The 18,975-nt window shown below is 64.4% G+C and carries 17 protein-coding genes and 1 pseudogene; 8 read left to right on the plus strand and 10 right to left on the minus strand.

Going from position 1 to position 18,975, the window contains the following annotated elements; genetic code table 11:
* Nucleotide 1: 1 nt before the first annotated feature.
* The 4 genes from RGQ15_RS20005 to RGQ15_RS20020 all read right to left on the minus strand — a co-directional run bounded on the left by RGQ15_RS20005 (nt 2) and on the right by RGQ15_RS20020 (nt 3,999).
* Nucleotides 2-919 (minus strand): dihydrodipicolinate synthase family protein, encoded by a 918-nt coding sequence (locus RGQ15_RS20005; RefSeq protein ID WP_409201359.1) that lies wholly within the window; start codon nt 917-919, stop codon nt 2-4.
* A 351-nt stretch (nt 920-1,270) separates the two neighbouring features.
* Entirely contained in the window at nt 1,271-1,543 is a 273-nt protein-coding gene (locus RGQ15_RS20010; RefSeq protein WP_311162600.1) for a hypothetical protein, read from the minus strand.
* A 125-nt stretch (nt 1,544-1,668) separates the two neighbouring features.
* The gene (locus RGQ15_RS20015) at nt 1,669-2,754 is read right to left on the minus strand and encodes a hybrid-cluster NAD(P)-dependent oxidoreductase (protein WP_311162602.1); all 1,086 of its coding nucleotides are present in this window, start codon (nt 2,752-2,754) and stop codon (nt 1,669-1,671) included.
* A 3-nt stretch (nt 2,755-2,757) separates the two neighbouring features.
* The gene (locus RGQ15_RS20020; RefSeq protein WP_311162603.1) at nt 2,758-3,999 is read right to left on the minus strand and encodes an aromatic ring-hydroxylating oxygenase subunit alpha; all 1,242 of its coding nucleotides are present in this window, start codon (nt 3,997-3,999) and stop codon (nt 2,758-2,760) included.
* 276 nt (nt 4,000-4,275) lie between these two features.
* On the opposite strand from RGQ15_RS20020, the gene RGQ15_RS20025 reads away from it, so the two are divergent.
* The gene (locus tag RGQ15_RS20025; protein ID WP_311162604.1) at nt 4,276-5,151 is read left to right on the plus strand and encodes a LysR substrate-binding domain-containing protein; all 876 of its coding nucleotides are present in this window, start codon (nt 4,276-4,278) and stop codon (nt 5,149-5,151) included.
* Nucleotides 5,152-5,378: 227 nt separating this feature from the next.
* Nucleotides 5,379-6,158, plus strand: coding sequence for an acyltransferase (locus RGQ15_RS20030; RefSeq protein WP_311162605.1), 780 nt, complete (start codon nt 5,379-5,381; stop codon nt 6,156-6,158).
* A gap of 328 nt (nt 6,159-6,486) precedes the next feature.
* Here the strand turns inward: RGQ15_RS20030 and RGQ15_RS20035 are convergent, their stop codons facing one another.
* On the minus strand, nt 6,487-7,395 hold the full coding sequence (locus RGQ15_RS20035) for a dihydrodipicolinate synthase family protein (RefSeq protein WP_311162606.1): 909 nt from the start codon (nt 7,393-7,395) through the stop codon (nt 6,487-6,489).
* Nucleotides 7,396-7,715: 320 nt separating this feature from the next.
* Entirely contained in the window at nt 7,716-8,297 is a 582-nt protein-coding gene (locus tag RGQ15_RS20040) for a GNAT family N-acetyltransferase (RefSeq protein ID WP_311162607.1), read from the minus strand.
* 173 nt (nt 8,298-8,470) lie between these two features.
* On the opposite strand from RGQ15_RS20040, the gene RGQ15_RS20045 reads away from it, so the two are divergent.
* From RGQ15_RS20045 to RGQ15_RS20070, 6 genes and pseudogenes are all read left to right on the plus strand, one after another.
* Nucleotides 8,471-8,824: a cupin domain-containing protein gene (locus tag RGQ15_RS20045; protein ID WP_311162608.1), complete on the plus strand. Its 354-nt coding sequence runs from the start codon at nt 8,471-8,473 to the stop codon at nt 8,822-8,824.
* A gap of 38 nt (nt 8,825-8,862) precedes the next feature.
* On the plus strand, nt 8,863-10,530 hold the full coding sequence (locus RGQ15_RS20050; RefSeq protein ID WP_311162609.1) for an amidohydrolase: 1,668 nt from the start codon (nt 8,863-8,865) through the stop codon (nt 10,528-10,530).
* Between the two features lie 359 nt (nt 10,531-10,889).
* On the plus strand, nt 10,890-11,342 hold the full coding sequence (locus RGQ15_RS20055) for a (2Fe-2S)-binding protein (RefSeq protein ID WP_311162610.1): 453 nt from the start codon (nt 10,890-10,892) through the stop codon (nt 11,340-11,342).
* A 3-nt stretch (nt 11,343-11,345) separates the two neighbouring features.
* The gene (locus RGQ15_RS20060) at nt 11,346-13,646 is read left to right on the plus strand and encodes a xanthine dehydrogenase family protein molybdopterin-binding subunit (protein WP_311162611.1); all 2,301 of its coding nucleotides are present in this window, start codon (nt 11,346-11,348) and stop codon (nt 13,644-13,646) included.
* A 12-nt stretch (nt 13,647-13,658) separates the two neighbouring features.
* Nucleotides 13,659-14,039 (plus strand): annotated as a pseudogene (locus tag RGQ15_RS20065) (transposase); the annotation flags it as partial.
* Between the two features lie 126 nt (nt 14,040-14,165).
* Nucleotides 14,166-14,507 carry a hypothetical protein gene (locus RGQ15_RS20070; protein ID WP_311162612.1) on the plus strand — a complete coding sequence of 114 codons (342 nt, stop codon included), beginning with the start codon at nt 14,166-14,168 and terminating at the stop codon, nt 14,505-14,507.
* A gap of 519 nt (nt 14,508-15,026) precedes the next feature.
* Here the strand turns inward: RGQ15_RS20070 and RGQ15_RS20075 are convergent.
* From RGQ15_RS20075 to RGQ15_RS20090, 4 genes are all read right to left on the minus strand, one after another.
* A complete protein-coding gene (locus RGQ15_RS20075) occupies nt 15,027-15,326 on the minus strand; it encodes a hypothetical protein (protein WP_409201360.1) in 300 nt (99 codons plus the stop codon).
* A 90-nt stretch (nt 15,327-15,416) separates the two neighbouring features.
* Entirely contained in the window at nt 15,417-16,658 is a 1,242-nt protein-coding gene (locus RGQ15_RS20080) for an aminopeptidase (protein WP_311162613.1), read from the minus strand.
* 129 nt (nt 16,659-16,787) lie between these two features.
* Nucleotides 16,788-17,345 carry an AAA family ATPase gene (locus RGQ15_RS20085; protein WP_311162614.1) on the minus strand — a complete coding sequence of 186 codons (558 nt, stop codon included), beginning with the start codon at nt 17,343-17,345 and terminating at the stop codon, nt 16,788-16,790.
* Nucleotides 17,346-17,444: 99 nt separating this feature from the next.
* On the minus strand, nt 17,445-18,872 hold the full coding sequence (locus RGQ15_RS20090) for a DUF6880 family protein (protein ID WP_311162615.1): 1,428 nt from the start codon (nt 18,870-18,872) through the stop codon (nt 17,445-17,447).
* Nucleotides 18,873-18,975 lie beyond the last annotated feature (103 nt).

An 18,975-nucleotide genomic window follows, 5' to 3' on the forward strand; every position in this document is an offset into this window, starting at 1 on the left:
GTCAATTCCCCTCCGTGATGGCCGCGACGCTGGTCTTCAGCACACCGATCACCTGTTCCAGCGCGCGTTTCTCGTCCTTGTTCAGCCCCTTCAGGGGCGGGCGCATCGGTCCGGCACTGACGCCCGTGACCTCGACCCCGTGCTTGACGCATTGGATGAACTTGCCGCCCTGTTCGAGGACCCGCATCAAGGGCAGCATGGCCGACATGATCCGGCGGCCCTTGTCGAAATCGCCGCGGATGGCGCAGGCCTCGTAAAGCGCGACATGCTCGCGCGGCAGGAAGTTCGAGCCCGCGCAGATCCAGCTGCGCGCGCCCCAGGCGAAGAATTCCAGCGCCTGGTCGTCCATGCCGCAGGACATCTGGATATGGGGATAGTCGCGCGCCAGCAGGTGGACGCGGTTGATGTCGCCCGAGCTTTCCTTGATGCCGATGACATTGCGCGACCGGCCCACCCGGTCGAGGAAGTCGCGCCCCATCTCGACGCCCATCCGGCCGGGGTAGTTGTAAAGGATCACCGGCAGGTCGGCGGCGCGGTCGATGGCCAGCGCGTTCAGCGCGTTCTCGCGCTCGGTCGGGACGGAATAGGGCGGCGTCCCGAGCAGGATCGCATCCGCGCCCATCTCGCGCGCGCCCTTGGCCAGCGCCAGGGAATCCTCGGTCCGCATCGCCCCGGTGCCGATGATGACCGGCAGCCGCCCGGCCACGCGCTCGACGGTGAAACGGGCCAGCGCAAGGCGTTCGTCGACGCTCTGGGCATAGTTCTCGCCGGTCGAGCCCCCCGAGATCAGCCCGTGCACGCCGGCGCTGACAAGGGTCTCGATCAGCGCCGCGAGGCTGTCGAGGTCAAAGGACCCGTCCGCGTGCAATGGCGTGATCAGTGGCGTGTAGATGCCTTCCAGCACCATCCGGGCAGTCATGTCGGGGGCCTCCCTTGCTTGGCCTTTTCCTTTGCTTTCCGCCGCTTTTGGTAAGGCCATCGGCTGACTTGCCGCAAAGGAGAATGTTCAGCGGTTGGGCATTAGCAGAACTGGGTCAGACTGCCTTTGTCCCCGGTTCTGGCTCGCGGGAATTTCGCGCCGGCCCGCCGCGCCCAGATTGCCGCAGAAGCGCCTGAGCACGGGTTTTCTGCTGGCCAACCCCTTCACGCTTTCGGCCTCTGCGACCATTGTCGATGTCCTGCGCCCAGCCCGCGCAGGAACTTGACGTCGGACGCTGGAGCCGACTTTCTGGCCGACCTGCGTCTCATGCCGGGCCTTGCTGCGCCTGCGCTACACGGACGCGACCATCAGCGCGATCGCGCAGGCCTGCGGCTGTTGCGACGCCCTGCATTCGTGTTCTTTAAGCGAATTGGGGAATTCCTTGCCGGACTCGTCCCAGCCGGGGCGAAAACGCACATGACGCGCGCCAATGCCTTCAACATGGCCGGTCACAAAAGCTGGACCGAACAACGCCCCGACAGCTGGCCGCGCGAATATGTTGTCGTCATCGTCGGGCCTGGCGGGAATGGGCCCGGCGCGGCATATTCCTTTGCCAAGCGGCATGGAAGCAGCGACACGCGGCGCACCGAAACGCGCCGATCACCGAAGCGGTTGATCCAAAGCCGGATGGCCTTCCTCCGGCCCGGGTGTCGCGGGATGACAGGCCCGTCATGACGGGGCGGGCATGGTCACACGTCGATCGCGACGCCGCCTATGGGACGCGAGCAACAGGCCAGAACATAGCCGTTCTCGATATCCTCCTCCGAGATCCCGCCGCTATGGACCATTTGGACCTGGCCCGAGAGCTTGCGCACCTTGCATGTGCCGCAGACGCCGAACGTGCAGCCGAAGGGAATGACGATGCCCGAGGCCCTGGCGACGGCAAGGATGGTGTCGGTCTCGTGGCAGGCCTTGCTGACCTGCGATCGGGTGAAGGCGATGCTGGCCTCGGCACGCGCGTCGGGCACGAGGTCGTCATGGACGATCGCGTCCGCCTGGGTCTCGACCGGTGTCCCAAAGCTTTCCTGATGATAGCGCCCCATGTCGTATCCCAGCGAGATCAGCATCTCGCGCACGGCATCCATGAAGGGTTCGGGACCGCAGCAATAGACTTCGCGCTCGAGATAGTCGCTGGCGATCAGCCCGATCATCAGCTGGTTCAGCCGGCCGCGAAGCCCCGTCCAGACGCGGTAGGGATCGTCCTGCTCGACGATGAAGTAGAGCTTGATCGAGGGGACGCGGGCCGCCATCTGCTCAAGCTGCTGGCGACCGATGATCTCGGAGGGGCTTTTCGCGCAATTGACGAACACCACGTCGATATCGGTCCCGCGGTCGAACAGGTAGCTGGTCATGGACAGCGACGGCGTGACGCCGGACCCGGCCGAGATGAACAGGTATTTCTTCTTCTCGCGGCGCGGCATGGTGAAGATGCCCAGCGGGCCGCTGGCCCTGATCCGCATCCCCGGCTTCAGATGGTCCAGCATCCAGCGCGTGCCAAGGCTGCCCGCCTGGGCCTTGACCGTGACCGAGATGGTCAGCGGCCGCGAGGGCGAGGAGGAGATCGTGTAGGTCCGCCAGACGTTTCCCCCGGGCACGGGCAGCTCCAGCGTCAGGAACTGTCCGGGCTCGTATTTGAAGAGGGCCCCGCCGGGTGAGACGAAGCTGATCGTCGCCACGTCGGCCGCCTCGGGAACGACCGAGCAGCATTCCAATTCTTCGCTGTCCTGCCAGATCAGGGCTTCGCCGGACACGATCAGTTCGCTTGCCTCCGACATGGCTTATTCCGCCGCGATCGCGCGAGGGCCGGTGATCTCGCGGATCAGCGTCGCGGAATACCAGTCGCTGAACTGGATCAGGCCGCCTTCGTGGATCTCGGAATAGGGGCCGGGCTGGTAGGCCGGGGTCAGGATGCCACGCTGGTTGTTCTCGACCACCTCGCGATCCTCGTCATTGGTCGCGATCCAGACCTCGGTCAGGCGCTTGAGATCATAGTCCTGCCCCTCGACGGCGTCCTTGTGGACCAGCCATTTCGTGCAAACCTCGGTCTCGGTCGGGCTGAGCGGGGTGACACGGAACAGGATGCTGTGATCCGACAGGAAATGGTTCCAGGTCGCCGGGTACATGAATTTCAGAAGCGCGCCGGCATCCTTGAACGGGATCGAGGAATTCGGCCGCGTGACAGCGGCCTTGCCGTCCATCGTGTAGCTTTCGGCGGTCTCAAGCAGCGGCGTCCGCACGAAGCGCCATTCCCCATGCTCGGCGATCCTGTAGGCCGATGGCGCGCCGACCGCCTCGCAGCGGGAGACATGCTTGTCCAGCGCCGTGGCCAGCTCGCTGCCATCGCCCATGTTGCCGATGGCGCGCGGGTCCTCGGGGAAGGTCCGGCACAGCGATGGGTGATTGCCCGCGCAGTGATAGCATTCGCGGTTGTTTTCCCAGACCAGCTTCCAGTTGCCCTTCTCGATGATCGTGCTTTCATGGGCGATCTTCGAGTTCTCGAGGTCATGCGGCGCAAGGTAGCGGGCGGTCTCGGCGGCCAGGGTTTCGAAATCCGGCGCCTCATCCGCGAGGCAGATATAGACCATGCCCGAGGCGTTGCGGCAATGGACCTGTTTCAGCCCGTGCTGCGAGGGATCGAATTCCGGACCCATGTCGCGTGCCCAGAGCAATTTTCCGTCCAGGTCATAGGTCCATTGATGATAGGGACAGACCAGCTTGGGATTTTTGCCCTTCTTCGTCTTGCACAGGACCGAGCCGCGATGCCGGCAGGAATTGTGGAAGGCGCGGATCTCGCGGTCATTGCCGCGAACGATCACGACCGAATAGACCCCGACCTCATGCACCACGTAATCGCCGGGCTTGGGGATCTCGCAGGAGGGGATCGCAAACAGCCAGCTGCGATACCAGATCTTGTCCATATCGACCTGGAAGACCCCGGGATCGCCATAGAATTCCTGCGCCAGGGAATGGGCGGGCTTGCGACGCATCAGCATCGAAAGAACGTCGGAGTCTTGCGGCATGGGTATCTCCTTTGCGGTCCGAAGGGCCGGATGTCCCTAGGAATGAAAACGGGCCGCGCCTGGCGCGTGGCCTTGGTCAGCAGGGTGTTTGCCGCAAGCTTGCCATGATCGCCTGATGACGGCGGCAGCGCGACGTGCCTGCTGTGCTGGTCATCTGCGCCATGGCGGGGTCTCCTGTGATGCGGCGGGCTCTGCCGGGACAATCGGACCTGGGCTGTCCGTTGACAACGGCACAAAAATTCATTCTGGATTAGTTGAATTAACCCATGGTGTCCCTTGCGTAGACCTTATGACCTTGCCTCGATCACTGCCCTGCTGTCCTTTGAGGCCGCGGGCCGGCATCTGAGCTTCAAGCTTGCGGCAAAAGAGACTAATGTCACCCCGGCCGCGGTCAGCCATCAGATCAAGGCCTTGGAGCAGGATCTTGGCTGCGCGATGTTCATCCGTCGGCATCGCGGGGTCGAGCTCACCGAGAAGGGAGCCTTCCTGTTGATCACCCTGCAGCGGGCCTTGGAGACGATTTCGGATTCGGTCACCCAATTGCGCGAAAGCACGGACAAGGTCGATGTGACCATCCGCGCCACGACCGCCGTCAGCTCGCTTTGGCTGACGCCCAAGATCGGCGCCTTCTGGAAGGTTTATCCCGACATTTCTGTCTCGCAGATCATCAGTGACGTTCCGGGCAGCGCCGGGAAATATGATCTGAGCATCCGCTATGCCATGCCGCAGCAGGATGACGAGGAATGGCGACCGCTTTTCCAGGACCGGATCCTGGCATTGGGAAGCGAGGCGTTCCGCCAGCAGCATGACATTCGCCATGCATCCGATTTGATGAACGTGCCGCTGATCCATATGCGCAGCGAGGAAAATGACTGGACCGGATGGTCGGACTGGTTCCGGGCCTTGGGTCTGGCCGCTGCGAAAGGGCGCAGCATGCACGTCAACAATCACATGATTGCCCTTCAGGCGGCGCAGGACGACGTCGGTGCGGTGCTGGGATGGGAGCGGCTGCTGGGCGACAGGCTTGGGCAGATGGGCCTCGTCAGGCTTGTCCCGGAAAGCCTGCCCTCACCCGCCGGTTTCCACCTGACGATCCATTCCCGCGCCTCGGCAAAGGCGCGCCTGTTCGCCGACTGGCTTACCAAGGCATAGCTGTTCGCGGGGCAATTCACGGATCAGGGCTTCTCGGCCGACATCTGCCGCGCTGCAGTGGGATTGGGCGAAGTCTTTACGCCCCCGTCTGCAATCGCATGACCGACCGCGGCTGGGCCCTCGCTGCGCCCGCGCCACGAAACCAGCCACCTGGCTGTATCGGTCTGCCACTTCTGCCGATTTCGACAGATGGATTGAATCGCGGAAAGACCTGATGCTGTTGCGCATTGGGCTTCGACGGTGCATGTCATGGGCGACCTCGCCGCGATCTGTGCTTTCCCACCACCTCCGCTCGCCGAAGTGGCGGCCGCGAGCCCAACCCAGGCGCTGAACTCGCTGTTGCTTCGCCAGGAAAGGTAACCGGAATGCTCCGAAAACTACTGACATATCGGGCCATGGTGAAAGGAAAGAATGTCGGGCTTTGGCGAAAGCTGTGCAAGCCGAGCCCCGAGGAGTGGACCGCATACCTCAAGGCTCATGGCGGTTTTCACCGGTTCGGCGAGAATTGCTATATTCTGCCGGATTCCATCTTCACCGATCCTGCCTTGACCTCGATTGGCAAGAATGTCTGGATCGTCGGCGCCTGGCTTTCCGGGCATGACGGCAGCGCCATCATGATGAATCACGCATATGGGGCAAAGCTCGACGCCGTAGGTCCGGTGATCATCCATGACGACGTTTTCATCGGTCGGGGGGCAACGATCCTTCCCGGCGTCACGATCGGACCGCGCGCAATCGTCGGCGCCGGCGCGGTGGTGAGCAGCGATGTCCCGCCGAATTCAGTTGTCGGGGGCAATCCCGCTCGGCGCATCCGTTCGCTGGACGAGCATTTCGAGCGTGTGCAGATGCGAACCGACAGCTATCCATGGAAGGCGTTGATCGAGCAGCGCCAGAGCGGCCATGATCCGGCCCTGGAGCCGGAGCTGCTGCGCCAAAGGATCGCGTATTTTTTTCCGCTCGATTCAGGTGACGACCTGCCGGCGACCGGCGACACCTCGGAGACCTGAAACCCGAGGCTAGCTCGACAGTTCGGGAGCGAGGCTTCCGGGGAGCGCCCGGATTTCAGGATCATCGCGACCTATCCATGCCGCCGTTGGGTGTGGATGCTGTAACGGCCTGTCGCGCGTGGCGGTCGGCGGCGGCACCAGATCATGTCCGGATCGAACCAGATCGACAGGGAGCCGCTGCTTGCGTGCTTCGTTGCGGATTGGCCAGTTCCTGGTCTTGCATCTCGGCGGGGTGGAACTGCTCAGACAGGCCGGCCGCAAAAGCGCCGTGCGGAAAGGGCGAGGCCCGGCAGTCGTTTTCTGCCCAGCCGAAGCAGGGGGGCCTCGATCAAGGGCGATCCAGCCATTCCTGCGGCAGATCGCGCAGGGCCGCCGCGATGGCCTGTCTGGCCTCGTCGCAGACCGGGAGGATCGGTCGTGGAGGCAAAACGTGGCACAGGTCCAGTTGCGCGGCGACTTCATGGACCACCCGATAACTGGTGTACCGGCGAAACCGGTCCCATATTGGCTGCAAGGCGGCATCGACGCGGCGGGCCTCGTCGACATCGCCGCGCCGGGCGGCGCGGACGATCTGCAGGCAAGGCCCAGGAAGCGTGCCGCCAAGGACGCTGTACCACGCGTCTGCCCCAGAAATCATGGCCTCGGCACAGCACCCGTCGCCACTATAGCCGATCGACAGACCGTCGCCGAAAGCTGCACGTTGCGCCGCGAGATGTGGCGCGACCTCATCGGGTTTCGAAGTCGGGTTCTTGATCGCCAACACGCCCGGAAGCTGCGCCAGGCGCTTCACCAGATCGGTTGAGAACCGGAAATGCGTGGTGCCGGGATTGTCATAGATGCAGATCGGCAATCCGCCATGTGCGGCGATCTGTGAAAAATGCTCGAAGACCTCGTTCTCGCTCAGCGGCAGGTAGGACATGGCCGAGAGCAGGCCGGCAGAGGCACCGGCGGCCTTGGCATCCTGCGCAAGGCCTGTCGCCTCGTCGGTGCGAAAGGCGCCGATGCCGACGATGAGCGGGGTGGTGTCACCGACCTCGGCAAGTGCGGCCTCGATGGCGCGGCGGCGCTCGGTCCGGCTCAGATAGGGATAGCTTCCGGTGCTGCCCAGAAGCCCGATCGAGTCGACTCCGGCATCGGACAGCCGCCGCACGAGCCGCGCGACCGACCGGGTATCGACACGCCCATTAGGGTCGGCCGGTGTGATGGGAAAGGCCGACAGGCCCTTGAAGATGGTCAAGATCGTCTCCGTTGGTTTTCGCGCCATGGACGGCGCCGCCGCCCCTCGACAATCGAACTCGACAGGCGGCTTAAGGGCCGCCAGATCATCTTTATAGATGCTCGGGGCGACATTTTTTTCCGAGTTCATCCCCCTCTCTTCGGCACCGATCCGACCGTTCATGCTGGGCCCTGACTGCGTAACATGACTGTACAATGAGCTTCGGTTCCTGCCACCCCCTTGGGACAAAAACGGGTGTCGGAAAGAAGTGCTCGGCGAGCTGACCCGCTCACTGCGAATGCGCCCCGGGGTGAGCAGAAGGACGGCGCTGCGTGGCCGGCTCAGGTGGTGTGAACGGGCTTCGTGAACAGGATCCATTCGCTTGCATCGACCTTCCAATCGTCTTTGACGACTGGTCGGCGGGCGACCTGCCGGTAGCCCTTCGCCGTATAAAGACGGAGCGCGTCCTCATGCGTGTCTTCGGTAATCAGACTGATGCTGCCAAGGCCAGCGGCGGCGGCAATCGCTTCGGCATGCGCGAGCAATGCGCTACCCAAACCCTTGCCGCGGAAATCCTCGTAGGTGGCCAGGACGTTGAGGTACCACGAGCCCGGTGCCAGCGCCTCCAGTTCCAGCAGCGGCACGAAAATCGGCGGCGTGTCCGGGTCGATCGGACCCGGGGTTCCTTCGGCGGCATAGCCGAGCAGGCAGGCGGCGACCGTGCCGTCGACCTCGGCAAGCCACGCATTGCGGAAGGAGAAGTTCCCGGTCTCGCGCGCCGCGCGCTCCTCTCCGAACGCCCAAGGATCACCCTCTGGGCCGACGCTCTTTCGCCAGAAATGCAGGGGCAGGTCGTCCGCCGCCATGTTGATGAAACGCACCAGATGCGCGGCATCCGATGCCCTGGCGTTGCGGATCTCCATGCCCGTTCCCTATCCCTGCCTGCGCCTTTCGCGCGCCACAGTCTTTGACGATTTCACGTCGGCCCGCCAGTCCCTTCGGTGATCGCCCCCCTGCTCCGATGGTCTGGCTTGCGCGCCGCGCGAGGCCCGCCTACCAAGAGCCTCGACCCACGACGCGCCTCACGAGGACAGACATGAGCGACACGGTTTTCCGCTTTCCCGAACCGGGCCCAGAGCCCATCACCACCGACCTCGAGGGCTGGACCAAGGTCGAGGGCAACCCGACCATGCGCTACTGGGTGCAGCACAGCTCGCTTGATGGCAGCATGATTTCGGGCACGTGGGAGGCGACGACTGGCACCTGGCATGCAACCTATCAGTTCTATGAGTTTGTCCACCTGATCGAGGGCCGCATCACCATCACCCCCGACGGTGGCGCCCCCGTCAAGCTGACGCCCGGCGACGCCTTCGTGGTCGAACCGACCTTCAAGGGCACATGGACCATCGAGGAACCGGTGCGCAAGCACTTCGCCATCAAGCTGAAGTAAGCCACGCCGATGCGACGGACGCTCTCGGGAGACGACCCATGATCGCTGCGGATCTGATCCTGACCAATGCCCGCGTCCTGACCATGGACCGGGACCAGCCCCGGGCCGAGGCCGTGGCCCTTGCCGGCGCGCGCATCCTCGCGGTGGGCAGCGCGGCCGATATCGCGGCGCTGGCCGGGCCGGAAACGCGGATCATCGACGCGGGCGGGCGGACAGTCCTGCCCGGCTTTTTCGAAGGGCATGTGCATGTGGGGCTTGGCGGGGCCGACCTGACGCATCTGCATATCGGTCATCTGCACGGGGCCGAGGCGGTCGGCGCGGCCTTTCGCGGCTTTGCCGCCGCGAATCCCGACCTGCCGCTGCTCATGGCACAGGAGGCGCATTACGGCATTCTCGACAGGCCTGCCACGCGTCACGACCTCGACGCGATGATCGCGGATCGTCCCATCGCGATGATGTCGCCCGACCTGCACACGGTCTGGGCCAATACCGCCGCGCTGAGGGCCGCAGGTCTGCTGCACGGTGCCGAGATGCCGCATGGCCACGAGGTCGTCATGGGCGAGGACGGCCTTGCCACGGGCGAGCTGCGCGAATTCGAGGCCTTCGGCCCATTGATCGCCTTCGCGGGCGAAGGTCGCATCAACCTTGGCATTGCCACCGGCGAAGAGCCCGATCCCCGGCCGACAGAGGCCGAGCGCGATGCCGACAAGGCGCTGCTTCTCAAAGGCATGATGCATTGCGCCGCGCATGGCGTGACCAGCCTCGTGAACATGGACGGCAACCGCTACACGCTGGAACTGCTCGCCGAGATGCGGGCCGAGGGCACGCTGCCCCTGCGGGTGAAGGTGCCGTTCCATTTCAAGCCGCACATGGGGCTGGACGCGCTCGACCGTGCCTCGGCCATGGCTGCGGAGTTCGACGATGACTGGATCAGTTCCGGCTTCGTCAAGATGTTCATGGACGGGGTGATCGACAGCCGCACCGCCTATATGCTGCAGGACTATCCGGACCAGCCCGGCCACCGCTCCGAGCCGCTCTTCCCGCCCGCGCGCTTCGCCGAGATCGCGACCGAGATTGACCGACGCGGCCTGCAGATCGCCGTTCATGCCATCGGCGACGGCGCGGTCCGGACGGTGATTGACGGCTATCAGGCGGCCCAAGCTGCCAACGGTCCCCGCGACAGCCGTCATCGCATCGAGCATATCGAGCTGATCGACCCCGCCGATGTTCCCCGACTGGGGACGCTCGGCATCACCGCCAGCCTGCAGCCGCCCCATGTTCCGGGGGCGATGGATTTCCCGCTGCAGCCGACGCTGTCGCGGATCGGTGCCGCGCGTTTGGCGGATGCCTACCAGTGCCGCAGCTTGGCCGACGCGGGTGCCCCCGTCGCCTTCTCCAGCGACTGGCCCGTGGCCGATGTCTCGGTCCTGCGCGGAATTTCCGCGGCCTTGACGCGCGAGCCCTATGACGGCGCCCGGAACGAGCGGCTGTCCCTGACCGAGGTCCTGCACGCTTACACGGCGGCCGGTGCCTGGGCGGCGCATCGTGACCACGTGACGGGAACCCTGCGCCTCGGGCTCGCCGCCGACCTCGTGCTTCTGGGCGGGGATATCGACGCCACGGACCCGACCGGGATCCCCGATCTGGGCGTGATCCTGACGATCTGCGGCGGCCGCATCATCCACGACGCCGGAAGGCTGGACTGAAGCACGCAGGGATTGGCGCCACATTCGAAAAAGCGGCTGCGAAGCATGCCGCCTATTGGCCAGGCGCGAGCAGCCGCCGTGGGCCGCGACTGAGGATGCAGGCTACTCCGCAAGCAGCGGCGATCAGACTGCCTATTCCCTGTCTTTGTCGCGTTCTGTCAGACTGCACGGCGGGCCGCGCGACAGCCGATTTGGCTTTTATCCGTTTGTAATCCGATACGGACATGGTCCGCGCTGATCAAAAATGGGCAATCGTGGTATCATCGTGAAGGCGGCGAGCGCAGAGGGCTGCGCCGGCTCAGGTTTTGCGATTCGAGAATCCATTTCTACCGCCAAGTTGTCAGTAGCGGGAGGAAGCCATGACAACATTCACCCTGAACGGCGTCGAGCGGGAGTTCGGCGAGAGTGAGGCAATGCCCCTGTTGTGGGCGATCCGCGACATTGCTGGTCTCACCGGAACGAAATACGGCTGCGGCGTCGGGCTGTGCGGTGCCTGTACCGTGCATGTCGACGGCAAGGCGGTCCGCTCTTGCCAGACCACCCTCGGAGAGGTAGCCGGCAAGCGGGTTACCACGATCGAGGGTCTGGACCCCGCAGGCAATCACCCGGTTCAGGTCGCCTGGCGCGATCGGAACGTCCCGCAATGCGGCTTCTGCCAGACTGGCCAGATCATGCATGCCGCTGCCTTCCTGAACGAAACGCCGAAACCGACGGACGACGAGATCCTGACGGCGATGTCCGGCAATGTCTGCCGTTGTGGCTGCTACCAGCGGATCGTCGAGGCCGTTCGCCTCGCCAGCACGGGAGCCTGAGCCATGCTGAAATATATCCAGCCCCATCTGGCAAATGCGCAGGAATGCGTGCATCTGGCCAAGGTCACCCGCCGCGGGTTTCTGGGGACCGCCGGAAGCTTCGCGATTGCGGCCTATGCCGTCCCGGCCCGCGCCTTCGACACCTATGCGGTCGGCGGTTCGGACATGCCCCATGGCATCATCGAAAACCCGCTCATCTTCGTCTCGATCGACGCGGACGGCACCGTCACCCTTGTCGCCCATCGTTCCGAAATGGGCACTGGCAGTCGGACCTCATTGCCCATGGTCATCGCCGACGAGATGGAGGCCGATTGGGCACGGGTGAAAATCGTGCAGGCTCCGGGAGACGAGCCGACCTACGGCAATCAGGACACGGACGGCTCCCGCTCGATGCGCCACCATATCCAGGTTGCGCGCAAGATCGGAGGATCGGTTCGCACCATGCTGCAACGGGCTGCGGCCGAGCAATGGGGCGTCGAGCCGACGGCGGTCAAGGTCGAGATGCATGAAGTGACAGGCCCCGGCGGCCAAAGCGTCGGCTTCGGCGATCTGGCCGCCAAGGCGATGGCGCAGCCCGTCCCGCCCCATTCCGAGATCACCTATAAGACCGAGGATCAGTTCCGCTACATCGGCAAGGGTCAGGTGCAGATCACCGACCTTCACGACATCACCACCGGGGCCGCGATCTACGGTGCCGACGTGATCCTTCCCGGGATGAAATTCGCCGTGATCGCCCGACCGCCCGTGCTGGGCGGGAAGGCCGTTTCCTACGATGCGACCGAGGCGCTTGCCCTGCCGGGGGTCGAGAGCGTTCACGAGCTGCCCTATGCGTCGATGCCCCCGAAATTTGCCCCGCTTGGCGGGATCGCCGTGGTGGCAAGCAATACCTGGGCGGCGCTTGATGGTCGCGAGCGGCTGAAGATCACGTGGGAGGCAGGGCCGCATGGCGGCTACAGTTCGCCCGCCTATATGGCCGAGATGATCGCCACATCCGAGCAGGCCGGAACGGTCGCACGCGATCAGGGGGATTTCGATGCGGCCCTCGCCAGCGCGGCGAAGACCTTCACCGGAACCTATACGCAGGACCACATCGCGCATATCCCGATGGAGCCCCCGGCAGCGATCGCGCATTATACCGCGGAGGGATTGGAGATCTGGGCCCCGGTCCAGAGCCCCTATGCCACGCGCGTGGATGCGGCGGCTGCGCTGGGGCTTGATCCTGCGAAGGTGAAAGTGAATGTCACGCTTCTCGGCGGCGGGTTCGGACGGAAATCGAAAGCCGATTTCGTCACCGAGGCGGCGCTGCTCTCAAAGGCGGTCGGCGCGCCGGTCCGGGTCCAGTGGACGCGCGAGGACGATGTGAAGCATTCATTCTACCACACGACCTCTGCCGAGCGGATCGATGTGGCGATGGACGCGGCCGGGAAAGTCACCGGCTGGCGGCATCGCTCGGTGGCGCCTTCGATCCTGTCCACCTTTGCGCCGGATGAAGGCAATGTCATGCCGCTCGAGCAGGGAATGGGGATGAGCGACCTGCCTTTCAGCGTCGAAAACATTCGCTGCGAAAGCGGCAAGGCCTTGGCGCATACCCGCATCGGCTGGTTCCGTTCGGTGTCGAACATCCCACATGCCTGGGCGATCGGGTCTTGCGTGGGCGAGCTCGCGGCGCAACTCGGCAAGGATCAAAGGGCGATGTGGCTTGAACTGATCGGCGCGCCGCGGATCCTTGATGCCAAGGCGGCTGGCCTGCCGGATGACTTCTGGAACTACGGCGAGCCGATGTCCGAATTCCCGATCGATACCGGGCGGCTCATCAATGTCCTGAACATCGCCGCTGACGGCATCGGCTACGGAAAGGATCTGCCTGAAGGCGAGGGCATCGGCCTAGCCGTCCATAGAAGCTTCGTCTCCTATGTCGCCTGTGCTGCGCGGGTGAAGGTCGTCGATAGCAAGATTACCGTTCCCGAGATGCACATGGCGATCGATTGCGGTTTTGCGGCAAACCCCGAACGGATCCGCAGCCAGTTGGAAGGCGCGGCGGTGATGGGCATGACGGTGGCGCTAAATTCTGGCATCACGTTCGAGAAAGGTGCGGTCGAGCAGTCGAACTACTACGATTACGATGTCGTGCGCGCGGACAATTTCCCCGTCGTCGTCACCCATATCGTGTCGCATCCCTTCTCGGTCCATGCAACCGGAGTGGGCGAACCGGGCGTGCCGCCGGTCCCCCCCGCAATCGCGAATGGACTCTTTGCCGCGACCGGCGAGCGGCGTCGACATTTGCCGATGGGAATCGACGCCTGAAGCCAGGAATATGTGGACCTGGAGCAGCGCCTCCCTGCGCGGGATCCGTTGCGCCAGATCCATTAAGTGGTGAATGACGCGCTCGCCAGTCGCAACGGTGAATTCGAACGGCTTTGCCATGGGCAGCCGTCCCTCGATCGCCCACTGATCCGGGCCTGATTGCTGCGGATCCTGCTTTCGATCCGCTCCGAGCGGCGGCTGATGAACAGGTGCATTATAAGCTGCTGTTCTGCTGGTTTGTCGGCCTCGGGACCTAAGGTTTTCACCAAAGACCGCGACCGATTGTTGACGACCGAGATTTCGCGCAAGGTGATGGCCGCAATCCTGGCGCATCGCGACATGGCACCGCTTTCGTCGGATGGGCATTTCTCGGTCGCCGGTCCGCTCATCAAGAAAGCCAGCGATGGTGTGGATGGCCCCACCATCGGCTTCGATCCTGCCAAGAATGTCTTTCAGGTTCCCAGAGTGGACGCGTAAGGCGCGATTCTCTGCCGGCTTCAGTTGCGAAGGTTGCAGGTCATGGCGTTAATCTCGCGGTTGGAGCCCTGCCTCGTCGACAACGTCGATCGGCTGCTCGAGGCGGCCCGTGATGTGCCCGCTGCGGCAGTTCCTGCGCTTGACGTGCTCGCCGGGCAGTTGCGTGACACACAGGCGCGAATTGAGAAAATCACTGTGCGGATCGGCAAGATTCAGGGCGAAGACCAGCTGGCCCGGATCAGCGCGAGACGGGGGCGTCGAAAGGTTGCGTCAGATCGGGCAACGGACTGGCTCGACCGGATGATCGTCCGCAAGCCCCTGAAGGTCGTGGCGCCGGCATCGGACCGGCAAGGCTTTGAGATGGTGGGGCGCAGTGTGAGGTGATGGCACAGTAACGGAAACACAGCTGAACGGGACACCCTGTTCGGACCGGAGCGCCTCAGAGCGCGTGCCATTGATCGGGACCCGATCGCCGGCGGACGTCATCAGGGCGCGCAGCTGTAAGCTCGCTGGATCTTGGACGCCGTTTAGATGGCCGCCACCGACCAGATGCCGGATCAAACAATGCTCTTCAATGGCAAACGGGGGGTCGATGAAGAACTCCACCAGCAGGACAAGGCGATCTCCGAAGAAGACGACGATCCTGTAGACCCGTCAGTTACCAGCGTGCGCACGAGAAATGGTCGGCTTCATTTGGGCCATCGCACGCGCCGTGACGTCGGTACTGGGCGCCACCAGGCAGAAGGCAGCATAGAAAGGACCAGCTCCTTCGGCCCGCTGATCCGCAAAGAGTTGAGACGGGTGGTCAAAGCGCACAGTCGTCAGCCAGGGCCGGCAGGCGACCGTCCAACCCATCTTCCCGCGATAGAGGCGGCTGTGGCGCACCAGGACCCCCTGCAGGCGTTATCGGGCCTTGCCGGTGACGCGCATCGCTGCCGCGCAGTCGCATATGGCCTCATGCGCCGCATTCGGAACCCAGACCGCGGTCATCTCGCCCGCCCGGTGCGGCTTCGCCAGTATGACGGCATCACGGCGGTCCGTCTTCACGCGGTCACCAGCCATCACGGGGTTCAGCGACGGCGCGACGACCTGGCGATGAAGGTCATAGCCGCATCGGCCGGCTTCATCGCAGAAGTGGAACTTGCCGCCGCCGACAACCGGTTTCTCTGCAAGCTTTCGAACGTGCTCGGCGCGGTGCGGCATCGGCCAGGCACGACGGTCAAATCATGGCTGCATTGTCGAAGGCTGTCGAGCCACCCTGATCGTCCGGTCGAGCCGTTCCTGCCGCGCGCTTTACCGCGCCCATTCACCCTTGCGGAAGACCGGCACACGGGTGCCATCGGCGCGGATCCCGTCGATATCGGTATCCGGCCCGCCGATCATCCAGTCGACATGGATCATCGAGCTGTTGCCGCCCTGCGCCGCGATCTGCTCGGGCGACAGCGCGGCGCCCTCGAGGAAGCACTTGGAATAGCATTGCCCCATCGCGATATGGCAGGCCGCATTCTCATCGAACAGCGTGTTGTAGAAAAGCAGTCCCGTCTGCGAGATCGGCGAACTGAAAGGAACCAGCGCGACCTCGCCCAGGCGGCGGGCGCCCTCGTCGCTGTCGATCATGTTCAGAAGCACGGTCTCGCCCTTGCTCGAACGCGCCTCGACGGCGCGGCCGGCCTCGAAGCGCATCTCGATGTCCTCGATCAGCGCGCCGTTATAGGACAGGGGCTTGGTTGCGCGCACGGTGCCGCTGACGCGATGGGCATGCGGCGTGGTGAACACCTCTTCGGTCGGGATATTCGGGTTGCAGGCCACGCCGTTCTGCGCGACCGAGGCCCCGCCATGCCATTCATGGCCATCGGCCAGCCCGACCATCAGGTCGGTGCCCGGACCCGAGAAATGCAGCGCGTCGAAGCGTTCGTCGTTCAGCCAGGCCGAGCGCGCCCGCAAGGCGGCGTTATGCGCCGCCCAGGCCGCGACCGGATCGTCATTCGTCACGCGCGAGGCCGCGAAAATCGCCTCGGCCAGCTTCAGCACGGCCTCGTCTTCGGGCAGGTCGGGAAAGACCTGCCGGGCCCAGCCGACAGTCGGATAAGCGGCAATGGTCCAGTTGATCGCGAAATTCGCGATCTTCTCGAGCGCGGGCTTGTAGGCCAGCGAATTGGCCTTGTTGGCGCGTGAGACCTTGGCCGGATCTTCGGCGGCAAGCGCCATCGGATCGGCGCCGGCGATCGCCATGCGCGCCGCGCCGCCCTCGAAAGCCTGCGCCATGCCGCGGTAAAGCCAGTCCGGCGCACGCTCGAAGCTGGCATCCTGACCATGCCGGAAGCGGGCGCGGGATATGTCATCATCCGACAGAACCGGCGTCACCAGACCGGCGCCCGCGCGATAGGCGCTCGCCGCGATCTCGCGGACCAGGGGCAGCGCCTCGACCGGTGCGGTCAGCACCAGATCCTGGCCCGGCTGCAGATTGAGGCCGACCCGCACCGCAACATCGGCAAGCCGGGCAAGAAGGACGGGATCGGGGGCGCGGGCGGTCATGGTGGCTCCTTGGGCAGGCTGCCCGTCATGGCGGGCTGACTTGGCAACCTGCCGATAACCACGGCAAGATCAAGAGAAACGTCATGCGGCCTTCGACCGAACGCGTTTCTCGGCGGCCCGTGCCGTTCGCTATGCCAGCCGGTCCAGAACGAAGTCTGCCCGCCCTTCGACGCCGATCTTCGGCAAGGTGATCGGCGCATAACCGAGGCGGCGATAGGCGGCGACCAAGCGGTGGTATTCCGCGACGGCCTCGCCTAGGTCGTGCTGACGTTCATCGTCCGTCGCGTAGATTTCCGGCCAGGGCGGGGTCAGAAAGACATTCCCGTGGAATCGCCCGGTGCCGCGCAAGACTTCCGATGCCGGAGTCCCCGCCGCATGTTCGAGCGCCACGGCGGCGTCGATCAGGCCGCGGTCGAAGAAGACCCAGCCCTTCGCGTCCTTGAGCCGTTCCCGGTCTGCGAGCGCCAGAGCGATGGCCCGCCGCGCGAAGGCCTCAGGATCGATCCATGGCAGCGCCCTGCCCTTGCCGCGCAGTTCTTCCGCGACGATCCTGCGACCCGGCTCGGAAACCGTGGCGTAACCCCGCCGTCCAAGCGCTGCCAGAAGCGTCGATTTCCCACCGCCCGAGCAGCCCGACAGGATGACATGCCTGTTCGCGCCCTCGGGCGGCATCACATACTGCGTCATGCGCGCGCCTCGGGTGCCCCGGAGCGTTCAAATGCGGCGCCCCTCGTGAGCACCGGCAATCGCGCACATGGCCTCCGGGCATCGACCATCCTTCGCCCCTTACGCCCCGATCAATTGCCAGAACCCATATTTGCGCCCGTGCTTCTGCCTGAGCCTGTCCACGAATTGCGGATGGGTCGCAAACCGACCGTAGTCTTCGATGGCGGGCTCGCTGGACTTGCATTCCGCAAGATGGCGGGCGGCGTAGCGGTAGCGCTTCGACTTTCCGCGATCGAGCGTGTCCTCGATCATGGCCCGTCGCATCAGCGTGGCGGCAAGGGGATGATGGGCCTCGAGCGCTTCGGACGCACTCGTCAGCAACTCGTAGAAATCCCCGTCCAACGCGTCGGCCCGCGCCAGCACGAGGCGCGCGGCGCGATCATGCGCGGGCCATCTGATCAGGAAATACAGGGCCGCGGCCAGGTCGGGATGGGCCTCGGCCAGGTTCAGCGCCTTCTCCTCGGCCTCGATATCGTCGAAATCGGGAAGCAGCTTGAGGTATTTGCGCAGGCTCTGGCCGTCGAGGACCTCTTCGAATGCCCGCCATAGATGCGCCTTCAACTCGTCCCCCCTGCCCTCCCGCTCGAGACATTCGGCATGGATCTCGTCGAGTTCGTCGCGGAAGTTCCGGCCCTTGTCGGCCAGCCGCGCCTGCGAGACGATATCAGCAGCCTCATCGACCCGACCGGCATCGAGCAGGCGCCGCGCGACATCCGGCGCGATGGTTCCGTAGGTCAGCTGCTCGGCGGAATAGCGCGCCATATAGGCATCGACATCGCCCTGCGCATCCGCGATATCCGCCAGGATGACCGATGCGGTCGCGGCACGGCTGCGACGCACGCTCTCTTCGGGGTTGGTGGCGCGGCCGTAGCCGCGAAAGCGCTGCAGTTCCGATACGGTCGGCGGCGAGGCCTGCCAGGCCGTCGTGATCTTCTTCAGATGTTCAAGCCCGGAATGGCCAAGATTTCCCGCCAGAGCCGGGATGATGTCATCGAACTCACCATGGCCGGCATCGCTGACGGCATCGAGGATCCGCTCGGCCAGCGCATCGGGCGACATGGTGAATTTAGGCGACAGTCGCGCGATGACCTGGACGGCCTCATGCAGGACATCGCCGATCGCGCCATTGCTGTCATCGGTGCGGGCGTGGATCGACGGGGCCAATTGCAGAAGGGCCCAGAGCAGTTCGAAGGCCTCGTTCGCGTCATGCGGGGCGACGGTGTTCTCGATCATCGCAAGAAGGCCGTGCAGGTCCTTCACCAGGGCCTTCTGGCCCCGCCAATTGACGAAGCTGCTTGAGCGGCGCAGCGAGGCGAAACGCTTGCGGATATCCGCCGCCACATCCTTGGGACCCTGCGCGGCGCTGAGTTCCATCCGGGCCCGCCGCTGCAGCGCAGCACTGCCCTGCACCAGGTCCATCACCAGGGCGGCGAGCCGTTCCGCCCCCAGCTTTTCGAGATTGTCGCGGTTGAGGGTCTTCTTGGACATGGGGGAAAGGTCGGTTTTGAGGTGCTGAACTTGCTGCTATCTTTCAGAGCGGGCCCTGCGGATCAAATGGAAAGCCCCGCGGGCAGCAAACATTGCGCCTTCC

Source organism: Paracoccus sp. MBLB3053 (genome assembly GCF_031822435.1).
Taxonomy (GTDB): Bacteria; Pseudomonadota; Alphaproteobacteria; order Rhodobacterales; family Rhodobacteraceae; genus Paracoccus; species Paracoccus aurantius.